Origin of the sequence: Lysinibacillus sp. IITD104, assembly GCF_036698265.2 — a bacterium.
Classification (GTDB): domain Bacteria; phylum Bacillota; class Bacilli; order Bacillales_A; family Planococcaceae; genus Lysinibacillus; species Lysinibacillus boronitolerans.
The window spans coordinates 3100269-3111334 of record NZ_JBAHYH020000001.1 but is presented as its reverse complement, the minus strand read 5'-3'; the positions used below and the strand labels follow the sequence as shown (position 1 = coordinate 3111334).

12 protein-coding genes are annotated in these 11066 nt (G+C 37.9%); 7 read left to right on the top strand and 5 right to left on the bottom strand.

Annotated features, from left to right (window positions below; translation table 11 throughout):
• Positions 1-20: 20 nt before the first annotated feature.
• Positions 21-566, bottom strand: a complete 546-nt coding sequence (locus tag V1L66_RS15915; RefSeq protein ID WP_258860443.1) for a GNAT family N-acetyltransferase — start codon at positions 564-566, stop codon at positions 21-23.
• Positions 567-582: 16 nt separating this feature from the next.
• Entirely contained in the window at positions 583-1407 is an 825-nt protein-coding gene (locus tag V1L66_RS15910; RefSeq protein ID WP_016993329.1) for a methyl-accepting chemotaxis protein, read from the bottom strand.
• A 298-nt stretch (positions 1408-1705) separates the two neighbouring features.
• Here V1L66_RS15910 and V1L66_RS15905 point away from each other — a divergent pair, with 298 nt between their 5' ends.
• Both V1L66_RS15905 and V1L66_RS15900 read left to right on the top strand, forming a co-directional pair.
• Positions 1706-2905 carry an MFS transporter gene (locus V1L66_RS15905; protein WP_333005918.1) on the top strand — a complete coding sequence of 400 codons (1200 nt, stop codon included), beginning with the start codon at positions 1706-1708 and terminating at the stop codon, positions 2903-2905.
• Between the two features lie 14 nt (positions 2906-2919).
• On the top strand, positions 2920-3648 hold the full coding sequence (locus tag V1L66_RS15900; RefSeq protein ID WP_016993331.1) for a sulfite exporter TauE/SafE family protein: 729 nt from the start codon (positions 2920-2922) through the stop codon (positions 3646-3648).
• A gap of 50 nt (positions 3649-3698) precedes the next feature.
• Here V1L66_RS15900 and V1L66_RS15895 read toward each other — a convergent pair whose 3' ends face one another.
• From V1L66_RS15895 to V1L66_RS15885, 3 genes are all read right to left on the bottom strand, one after another.
• The gene (locus tag V1L66_RS15895) at positions 3699-4481 is read right to left on the bottom strand and encodes an SDR family oxidoreductase (RefSeq protein ID WP_333005920.1); all 783 of its coding nucleotides are present in this window, start codon (positions 4479-4481) and stop codon (positions 3699-3701) included.
• 164 nt (positions 4482-4645) lie between these two features.
• Entirely contained in the window at positions 4646-5239 is a 594-nt protein-coding gene (locus V1L66_RS15890) for a hypothetical protein (RefSeq protein ID WP_258860446.1), read from the bottom strand.
• Between the two features lie 137 nt (positions 5240-5376).
• A complete protein-coding gene (locus V1L66_RS15885) occupies positions 5377-5625 on the bottom strand; it encodes a ferredoxin (protein WP_004232564.1) in 249 nt (82 codons plus the stop codon).
• Between the two features lie 106 nt (positions 5626-5731).
• On the opposite strand from V1L66_RS15885, the gene V1L66_RS15880 reads away from it, so the two are divergent.
• The 5 genes from V1L66_RS15880 to V1L66_RS15860 all read left to right on the top strand — a co-directional run bounded on the left by V1L66_RS15880 (position 5732) and on the right by V1L66_RS15860 (position 11012).
• Positions 5732-6763, top strand: coding sequence for a helix-turn-helix domain-containing protein (locus V1L66_RS15880; protein WP_333005921.1), 1032 nt, complete (start codon positions 5732-5734; stop codon positions 6761-6763).
• Positions 6764-8206, top strand: a complete 1443-nt coding sequence (locus tag V1L66_RS15875) for an ATP-dependent DNA helicase RecQ (RefSeq protein WP_016993336.1) — start codon at positions 6764-6766, stop codon at positions 8204-8206.
• A gap of 86 nt (positions 8207-8292) precedes the next feature.
• On the top strand, positions 8293-9030 hold the full coding sequence (locus V1L66_RS15870; protein ID WP_036079881.1) for a LysM peptidoglycan-binding domain-containing protein: 738 nt from the start codon (positions 8293-8295) through the stop codon (positions 9028-9030).
• A 144-nt stretch (positions 9031-9174) separates the two neighbouring features.
• Positions 9175-9933, top strand: a complete 759-nt coding sequence (locus tag V1L66_RS15865; protein ID WP_333005922.1) for a metallophosphoesterase — start codon at positions 9175-9177, stop codon at positions 9931-9933.
• Between the two features lie 113 nt (positions 9934-10046).
• Entirely contained in the window at positions 10047-11012 is a 966-nt protein-coding gene (locus tag V1L66_RS15860; protein WP_048389790.1) for a YpdA family putative bacillithiol disulfide reductase, read from the top strand.
• Positions 11013-11066 lie beyond the last annotated feature (54 nt).

The window sequence follows — 11066 nt, the reverse complement described above, 5'->3', positions numbered from 1 at the left end:
ATTTCATCAGGTCGCTTTTTTTATTGTTGTTGCTGCCATTCACTGACAAGCATGCCATAAATCACGTGATTTACATAATGATCGTAGAGCCATTCTGCAGCTCGAATGGTTCCTTCTTGCATGAATCCAAGACGTTCTGGGATTGCGCGACTTTTGTGATTGGCTTCCGCAACACGAATTTCAACTTTATGAAGCTTCAATGTTTCAAAGGCATATTGCAATAAAGCTTTTACCGTTTTCGTCATGATGCCATGTCCTTGTGCTCCTTCGCTCAACCAATAGCCAATAGTGCCGATTTTATTGCTCGGGTTAATCGCGTTAAAGCCTGCAATGCCAACAATTTCATTTTTAAAGAGAATAGTTAGGGAGAGACTACTGTTCGCTTCATGCCCCTTCATACAGCCCTCAATATAGGCTTTTGTATCTGCGAGTTCTTTCGTATTATCTAGCCATGGTAGCCATTCTTTCAGGTATTCCCTTGAGGCATCCGTTAATGCAAAAACCTTCTCTGCATCCTCAGGTGCGATCATCCGTAAAGCTAAATCTTGGTTAATGGTAATTTGCATGTTGTTCACCTCATTATTATTTTAACGCATCGTGCATAAAGCCTTTCATTTCTCGGCTAAGTACGGTTAATTCTTCTATAATTTCGCTGAAATCTTGTACGAGCTGTGCTTGCTCATTTGTGGCATCATTGATTTGTCCCATATTTTGTTTTAAATTATCTAGATTTCTATTGATATTCCGTAAGGACGACTCTATATTTTCCGTTGCGCTAGATGTCTCAAAGGACAATTTTCGAACTTCCTGTGCCACAATATTAAAGCCTGCACCATGCTGTCCAGCACGTGCAGCTTCGATGGATGCATTTAAACCTAGTAAATTAGTTTGGCGAGAAATACTTTTAATTAAATCTGTCACGGCATTTGTTTTTTCAGAATCCTCTAGGGCATGCTGTGCTTGCTTATTAATTTCCTCACTAGTGGCCGCTAACTCCTCGGAATGGGAAGCAATTGTATGTACTTTATCCTGTAGACTGTTGACGATCTTATCCATCGTAGCCATATAATCTTCAAGTTTGAGCTCATTATCTATTGGTAATCCAAAAGCTAATGCACCAACTACTTGACCATTTTCACGAATGGGGAATGAAAAAGCATTGATTGCTACGCCGTAAACATCCTCTGGAATCACCACATCTGCATTTTGGCCATTAAAGGCGATGAAAACATTCTGGTCATTGGCATTAACTTTTTGTCCATCGTGATAACCGGAATCCACACGTTTACCTGCTAAATATTTAACGACTGTCTCACTTTCCTTTTCGACAACAGCTACAATGGCTTCTTGCTTTAATGCTAGATGAATATAAGGTGTTGCAAGGGCTAATGCTTCAATAATTTTCATAAAAATTCCTCCAAGTCTAGTCAATGAAAATGGTTGTGTCATCTGTCATCATTGTGACAATGGTTCTAGATGATTACTTTTACTGTAGCACAATATTTGCCAAGTCAAAATAGCTATTTATTTTTTATTAAAAGACGTTTATACAAATTTGACATGCTTTTATTTGTCAATTATTTTTTGTGATTCATAGGTGAAAATAATAGCTTTTTTGTCTAATTTTTGACGAGGAGACGTGTGTTTTGCGAAATATTGTATTAGAATAATAGTAGCATGGGGAAGAAGTTAAGGAGAGAGTTTCATGGACTATATACAAAAGGGTACGAGGGCGTTTCATAAAGCGAATTGGGCCTTATTTTTAGCAGGCTTTATTACGTTTGCTAACCTATATGTAACGCAGCCATTACTACCAACATTTTCAGAAGCATTTCACGTCTCACCAGCTGTAGCAAGTTTATCTCTTTCAGTAACTACCTTTGCATTAGCGGTGAGTTTAATAATTGTCAGTTCGTTATCAGAAGCATGGGGAAGAAAATCATTGATGACGATTTCTATTTTTGCAGCTTCTGTCCTGACACTAGCTCTTGCATTTTCACCTAACTTTGAAACAATTTTAGTTTTGCGTGTTGTACAAGGCATCGTTTTTGCTGGTTTACCTGCAATCGCTATGGCTTATTTGGGAGAAGAAATGGAACCAGCAAGCTTAGGGGTTGCCATGGGCTTATATATTAGCGGTAATTCAGTTGGGGGACTTAGTGGACGAGTTATTATTGGTACCTTAACGGACCATTATAACTGGCATACAGGCATGATAGTACTAGGAGGAATTAGCCTGCTAGTTAGTTTATTGTTTGTCTGGATGTTACCAAGCTCCAAACATTTCAGCGCGCGACCTTTACAATTAAAAGCATTGACCAAAACCCTACTGCAACATTTAAGAGATCCTTCTATGCTGTGTCTTTATGGGATGGGGTTTCTTTTAATGGGAAGCTTTGTCACGCTTTATAATTATATTGGCTTTAAATTAATGGCTCCTCCCTATAATTTAAGTGCCACAATTGTAGGATGGATATTTGTCATTTATTTAGTTGGGACATTTAGCTCAGCATGGTTTGGCAGTTTAGCCGATCGTTTTGGTCGCCAACGAATGCTCTTACTGGCCATTGCCATTATGTTAGCAGGAGCTATAGTAACGCTCAACGGGCTCCTTACTTTAAAGATTATAGGGATAACAGTTTTTACCTTTGGCTTTTTTGCAGCTCATTCAATCGCAAGTGGCTGGGTGAGCAAACGAGCATCCCACGATAAAGCACAAGCATCTTCTCTCTATTTATTTTTCTATTATTTTGGTTCAAGTGTTGGAGGAACAGTAGGTGGCCTTTTTTGGATGAAATATGGGTGGATGGGTGTTATAGCGATGATTGCGCTGTTTTTATTCATTGCTTGTGGCCTATCATTTTTATTAAAAAGATTTATTGTTAGACAACGTATCACAACATGATGTGAGGTGTCATTTTGCAGGAATTACTTTTCTATTTTTTCATTATTCTAGCAGCTTCTATTTTACAAACAAGTACAGGATTTGGTTTTTCTGTTATGGCAACGCCTTTTTTACTGTTGCTATTTACTCCACAAGAGGCGATGCAAATAAATATAATTCTGTCCCTTGTTATTTCGTTCTCTCTCGTATGGAAGGTGAGACATGATATTGACGTAGCTTTGCTTAAAAAGGTGATGATCGGTAGTGTTGTGGGTGCTCCATTTGGTAGTCTACTCTTTGCCTTAGTCGATGTGACGACATTTAAGCTGCTCATCGCTATCCTTCTTATAGGGCTTACGATTCTGTTGATTAAAAATCTCTCTATTCAACAAACAGGGAGTAGAGATTATGGCGTTGGTTTTATATCAGGTATGTTCACAACCAGTATTGGGATGGCTGGACCACCACTGTTACTCTATTTTGCGAGCACACATAGAGATAAAGAAACCATTAGAGCTGTTTCACTAGCCTATTATATTTTTATCTATCTTATTAGCCTACTTTCTCAAGTTATTTTTGAGGGCACAAGTGGAATGGTTTGGGTATATAGTATGTACGCCTTGCCAATTGTTTTCTTAGGGCTTATTTTTGGACAAATGCTATTTACTCGATTAAATCAAAAGTTGTTTAGAACATTAATTTATATTCTATTAGTAGCAGCAGGCTTAATTTTGTTGATCCAAAGTTTATGGACAATGCTATAAACAACAAAAAGAAGTATGGGGGATGATACATCCTCCATACTTCTTATTTGTTAACCCATAATATTGTAGCCAGCGTCGATGTAGATTGTTTCACCAGTGACACCACGGGATAGGTGAGATAGCATGACAATCGTCATATCTGCTACTTCGTCTTGTTGAACATTCCGTTTTAAAGGAGCTGTTTCTTCGATTTTGTGTAAAATTGTGTTAAAGGAAGGGACACCTTTTGCAGCTAGTGTACGAATAGCGCCAGCTGAAATAGCATTGACGCGAATATTATCTTGGCCGATATCAGCAGCAAGATAGCGCATAGAAGCCTCTAAAGCAGCTTTTGCTACGCCCATCACATTGTAGCCATCAAGAACTCGTTCTGCACCTAAGTAACTCATCGTAACGATAGAGCCACCCTCTGTCATGTATGGATGAGCTGCTTTTGCCGTCGAAATAAGTGAATAGGCGCTTGTATCTTGTGCAAATGCATAGCCTTCTCGAGTTGTTTCAAGGAAGCGGTTGTGTAAATCTTCTGCATGTGCAAAAGCCACTGAATGGACAATTCCATGAATAACGCCAACCTTTGAGCCGATTTCATCAAAAGCTGCTTTGGTGCTGTTATCACTATTCACATCACATTGAACAACAAGAGAATCAGATTGTCCGATATTTTCTAATTGTTTTTGTAATTTCTTTAATGAGCGTTCTTGACGATACGTGAAGATGACATTTGCCCCAACGTCAAATAAACGTTTTGCAATGCCCCAAGCAATACTGCGATCATTTGCTACGCCCATGACAACAATGTTCTTATCTTTTAATTGTAATAAATTATCCATCATTATGAAGAACTCCTTTGTGAGATAATATCTGTTATTAGTACCAACTACTAAAATCTTATCATACATAAAATATCGTTGCAATAACAAGATGATAAGAGAAGTAGTTTAGAGAGCAAAAAAAATTCATCTCTTGACAGTAGAGACGAATTGAAAAGTGTGCTATTTTATTGTGTTACATAATGATCATACATATCTACTGCTCGATTAACAGCACTACTGACAGTGATTCTAAAGCAATTCTTTGACCGAATGACCTGTGCCAATATTTTGATTGCTCTTGTTTGATTCTTATGGAATAAAGCATTGTCAGTTTGAAAATCATCGTCTAAAAAGGCAAGATAATAAGGTATTCGATTTTGTGGCTGTAATAAATCAGATTCTGCACTTTTTTCAAGTGTATTGTACACCCATAAATCGATGGCATTTCCTAAGTGAAAGGCAGCAAAATACTGAAAATCATCATTGTCGCATTCTTTTATTTTTTGAATTATTTGAATTTTTTGGAGCTCATCTATTAAGAATGTATTGATGGAATAATAGATAGCCTTAGAAGGGTTGAGAATGAGCTCATCGGTCTGCTGTGATTTTAAGAAAACCCAGTTATTTAACACGTTTGCCCAGGCGTCCACTGTATTCAAACATTTTGCACAAACATCTGGAAATATTGATTGCCACTTTGCTGCAAGATTTTTAAATCTATTCATATGGTCTTGATCAATATAAAATAAACTATGCTCAACTTGTAACTGCTCAAACATTCACATTCCTCCAATAGATTGGTATGTATAGCAATGGACCATATGCCTATTATCTTGATGCAAAAGTTAGCCAATATTTTAATCAATAAGAAGGCATCCCCTGAAGGATGCCATTTAAGATATACATCTACTGAAGACTATTCAAATTTTAATGAGTCGCCATCGAATGTTTCATCTGCTACTTTGATAGAGTCTGTTGGACAACCTTCAAAAGCGTCCTGCATATCTTCTAATAGATCTTCTGGAACTTCAGCAGTTCCCATGTTATCATCTAAAATAACGAAGGCAATGCCTTCATCATCATAATCATAAATGTCTGGCGCTGCGGCTCCACATGCGCCACAAGCGATGCATGTATCTTTATCAACTATTGTGTATTTAGCCATTTTATTCTCTCCTTTAATGATGTTCCTACAAAGCTTCATACTCATTTTAAAGATGTTTATCTTACATTTCAACTTAAATACTATTAAATTGGAGGAATTTGCGTCAATGTTTCATCAAATTCTATTGCAAATCTTTCAAAAACTCAATAAAGAGCGGACGATTTCGGCTGCCTATCATGTCCTAAGAGGGAAGCGTTCAGGCCAGACAATTCAAGATATTGGTCTTTTTCAATTGCATCAATATTTTGGCCTATTGCCAAAACTATCTCGTACTACTTTTGATGAGGCTGTCAACTTATTTATGCAGAATAGTTGGTTAAACGTCCAGGAATCTGGTCATTTTTACATGGAAACGCTCGGATTACAACGTGCACAACAAACGCCAACCTTTTTCTTTGATGGTTGGCACTATCGGGGAAATGAGCATGTGTTTTTTGCGAGACTCTCTCTCATTGTACAAAGTTTGTCACATCAAGCCGCAGCCATTCGTACCTTTTCACCGATTAGTAGAGATACAATGATTCAAGCGTGGGTGCGATCATTTTTACAGGAGCATCATTATAAGGAAGGTCATATACAGCAGCAATTATTGACAGAATGTACTCATTTGCTAACTATTCTCCCTGTGTCAGATGCAAGCAAACAGCTTGTTCTGTATCGTTTAAGTGGTTATCAATTACCAGGATGGACATGGCAACAACTTGCAGATAAACGGAAGGAAACCGTACTAGATAGTCAATTAGCTTTTATTGAAACCCTACATATATTATTAAATGAAGTGCATCAAAAAATCGATGATTATCCATTACTAGGGCACGTGGCAGAAGGATTAAAAGTTAAAATATTGCTAACAGATTCTGCACAACAAACCGCACAATTATATGAACAAGGTTATTCAATGGAGCAAATTGTCCAAATGAGAAAACTAAAACAAAGTACAATTGAAGATCATTTTGTAGAATTAGCCATGTATGAACCGAACTTTTCTATTGGCCCATTCGTCTCCTATGATGAAGCCCAAAAAGTGTGGCAGGCATCGAAGCAGTATCAAACAAAAAAATTGAAAATATTACATGAAGCTTTAAACGATATGAGTTATTTTCAATTAAGGCTTGTCCTTGCGAAAGGAGAAGTATAAATGGAACTTGAACAATTATTGCATAAGCATTTTGGTTATTCATCATTTCGACCAGGACAGAAAGAAGTCATTGAGGCCTTACTGCAAGAACAAGATGTTATTGCGTTATTGCCAACAGGAATGGGAAAATCACTCTGCTACCAGCTACCAGCCTATACTTTAGAGAAACCTGTACTAATTGTTTCACCATTACTGTCATTAATGCAGGATCAAGTTGAAGAGCTGAAGCGTTTTGGGGAAAAGAGGGTGGTAGCTTTAAATTCCTTTTTATCACTAACAGAGAAACGTTATGTATTACATTATTTAGAGCAATATCGTTTCATTTTTACTTCCCCGGAGATGCTACTCCAGCAACAGGTACAAGAGAAACTGGCACAGATGAAGCTAGGTTTAATCGTAGTAGATGAAGCACATTGTATCTCCCAATGGGGCTTTGATTTTCGACCAGATTATTTACGAATAGGTGACTGGCTATCGAGAGAAAATCGTCCGCCAATTTTGGCATTATCTGCTACGGCAACAAAGAAGGTTGTTCGAGATATACGGGAAACTTTATCTCTCAAAGCTCCATTCGAGTTTATGTATAATGTTGACCGCCCGAATATTCATCTAGGTCGTGTAGTAGTGGAGGATAAGACTGATAAAGCTAGATGGCTCCTGCACCATGTTACGGAAACGGCAGGACCTGGTATTTTATACGTTTCCTCACGTAAACGTGCGCAACAATATAGCGAAGCCTTATTACAAGCTGGCGTTCGTGTTGCTGCCTATCATGCTGGCTATGGGGCGGAGGACCGTCAATTTATTCAACAGCAATTTATAGCTGGAGAACTTGATTGGATCGTTGCAACAAATGCTTTTGGCATGGGCATTAATAAGCTTGATATACGGCAGGTTATTCATGAATCAATGCCAGCCAATATCGCGAATTATATGCAGGAGATTGGACGAGCAGGGCGGGATGGTCACTCTGCACTTGCTATTTTACTGTATGCTGAAGGTGATGAGGAGCTGGCTAAATTTGTTGTGACAGGTGATTTACCAACTTTACATCATGTTGACCGCTATCAGGAACTGCTATCTCAGCAAATACAGCCAATCCAAATGTTGAAAAATGGGGAGTTAAGTGAGACAGCCTTCCGTGTGTTAGATTATTGGCTACAACGAGAGTCTTCGGAACAAGTGAAGGTCCGATTAAATCATTTAGCACTAGAGAAATACAATGCAGTGAATGAAATGCTTCAAATCATACAGACAAAAGACTGTATTCGTGAACATTTAGTCGGGTATTTTGGGCAAAAATTGCAGAAAAAACCGGAAAACTGTTGTGAAAATTGTGGAATCCATTATGATGTAATCAAGAAAGTACGCTTAAAAGAGAAAAAGAAAGTAGAAATGGCAACGTGGGAAAGTCGATTGCAACAACTATTAATGGGTAATTAGACTAAAACTGACGGTCATTTACTTTTTTCGTAAAATTCGTCATAATAGAGATGATAGAAAGCGTAGTAAGGTTGGGGGAAAGGCGAATGAATAAAGAAGATTATCGCGATAAAATAGAAGAGCATCGTCAATCATTTGAAGATGAGCAAAAAGAACAGCAATCCTTATCTAGAGTTTCCAGAATGAATAAAAACGGTAATAAAAACAAAAAGCCAAAAGATTCGAAACGTAAAACACCATTAATGACGATTCTTTTTGTTATTTTTATCCTGATACCATTAACGATTCTTATCTATTTTTGGAAATTTTATGAACCAGGAAAAACGATTGAACAAGCCGAAAAGGATACAGCTGAACAGGTTGTCGAATTAGATCCTTCAGAAGCATCTGCGTCAGATAAAGATAAGGATAAAGAAGATAAGGGTCAAGACGCTCAGGGGGATAAGAAGGCTCAGGAGCAGTCTCAAAAAGATGCTGAAAAATTAGCAGCTGAGCAAAAAGCTGCTGAAGAAGCGAAAAAGGCTCAAGAGGCGAAAAAGGCAGAGGAAGCAAAAAAAGCCGAAGAAGCTCGAAAAGCTGAAGAAGCAAGAATAGCTCAACAACAAGCAGAGGCAGCAAGAAAAGCAGAAGAGGCTAGAAAAGCGGAAGAAGCAAAACAAAATGCTAAAGCAACTACACATACTGTAAAAGCAAATGAGAACTTATACCGAATTGCATTAAATCACTATGGCGATGGCAGTGAAGCGACTTTAGCTAAAATTCGTGCTGCTAATGGGATGTCCTCTAATACTGTAATGGTTGGGCAAGTCATTAAGTTACCTTAATAGAATTTTTTTATCGTTATATAGGTTTTCTAGTATAAAATTACAGACAAACGTTCACACCAAAACGTACGTCTGATTTAGCAAAAAGGCGATTCGTTTTTTAAGAAGAATCGCCTTTTTGCTGTCGTAAGGAGAAGTGAGAAAATGCTATATTTAGGGCTATTTCTTTTGGTAGTCATCGCCCTTCCACTTTATATGTGGAAGGTGGCACATGAAAATAATGTATTGTCTCACCAGCTTTCATTACAGGGTGAACAGGAGAAGGTACGATTATTTTTTATTTCAGATGTTCATTTACGTAAAATAAGTAAGAAAATGATTGCACAGTTACAGGGACATCATTTTGATGCAGTAATTATTGGCGGTGATTTTGCGGATAGCCGTACACCGATTGATCGTATTCATGAAAATTTATCATTATTAACGTCCCTTGGACCAACCTATTTTATTTGGGGCAATAATGACAGAGAAATTGGGGAAGAAAGACTGAAGGACATTTTACAGGCATACCATGTTCAAATTATTGTCAATGATGCCGTACAGCTTCCGCTTAAAAATAGCTTTTGGTTAAGTGCTATTGAGGATACAACCGTTAAAGAATATAGTTTTGAAAAAGCTTTTGCAAAGATAGGAGAGCAGGATTTAGTTGTTTTTATCGCCCATAATCCAGAGGTTTTTGCGAAAGTTCGTACAAAGTTCCGTGCGGATTTAATGATGGGGGGACATTTACATGGAGGGCAAATTCGATTCGGCCCATATGGTGTCCATCCAAATGGTTCCTATCGTCAGCGTGATGGTGTCATGACTTTAGTAAGCAATGGCTATGGGACGACATTAGTACCTTTTCGATTTGGTGCAAAGCCCCAATGTCATATAATTGACATTGATATTTCGAGTAAATAAACAACCAAAACGTGTGAGAAGGCGTATAATAAAAAAGTATCGTCTATTCTATGATAATGTGAAAGCATGGAGCAGCAATTTTTGCTGTTCAAATTCGATTGGAGTGTCAAGAAATGCAGCAAGCAGATGCAATTATTGTTGGAGGAGGCCCATGCGGCTTAGCAGCAGCAATAGCTTTGCAAAATATTGGTTTACAACCTATTGTGATTGAAAAAGGAAATATCGTCAATGCCATCTATCATTACCCTACACATCAAACATTTTTTAGTACGAGTGAACGGTTAGCCATTGGTGATGTACCATTTATTATTGAAGGACGTAAGCCGAAACGCAATCAAGCCCTTGTCTACTATCGAGAGGTCGTCCGTTTAAAAAATATACAAGTTAATCGCTTCGAAAAAGTACAAAGTGTTGTAAAAAATAATGATTTGTTCACGGTTACCTCCGATAAGGAAATATATGAAACGCCCTATGTTGTCATTGCAACAGGTTATTATGATCATCCGAATTATTTAAATATCCATGGTGAGCAGTTACCAAAAGTTTTCCATTACTTTAAAGAGGGCCATGAATTTTTTGATACGGATGTTCTAGTTATAGGCGGCAAAAATTCAGCGATAGATGCCGCGTTAGAATTAAATAAAGCCGGTGCTCGTGTAACTGTAGCCTATCGTGGCAGCGAATACTCTCCAAGCATCAAGCCATGGGTATTGCCCGAATTTGAAGGGGTAGTCAAAACTGGAGAAGTTGACATGCTTTTTAATACAAATGTATTGGAAATACGTGAGCACGAAGTTGTTTTAGAAGTAGAGGGCCAAGAGAAAATAGTAAAAAATGATTTCGTTTTTGCTATGACTGGCTATCATCCTGATCACTCCTTTATTAAAGCGATGGGAGTGGACATAGAGGAAGAAACGGGTCGTCCTTATGTTACGCCTGAAACGATGGAAACCAATGTTGAAGGACTATTCATTGCAGGTGTTATTGCAGCAGGAAATAATGCCAATGAAATTTTTATTGAAAATGGTCGTTTCCATGGCGAATGTATCGCTCGAACTATTGAGCAGAGAAAAAAATAACGATCGAGGCTGTATAGGCATGTAGCTTATACAGCCTTTTTAGCAAGGAGGAAA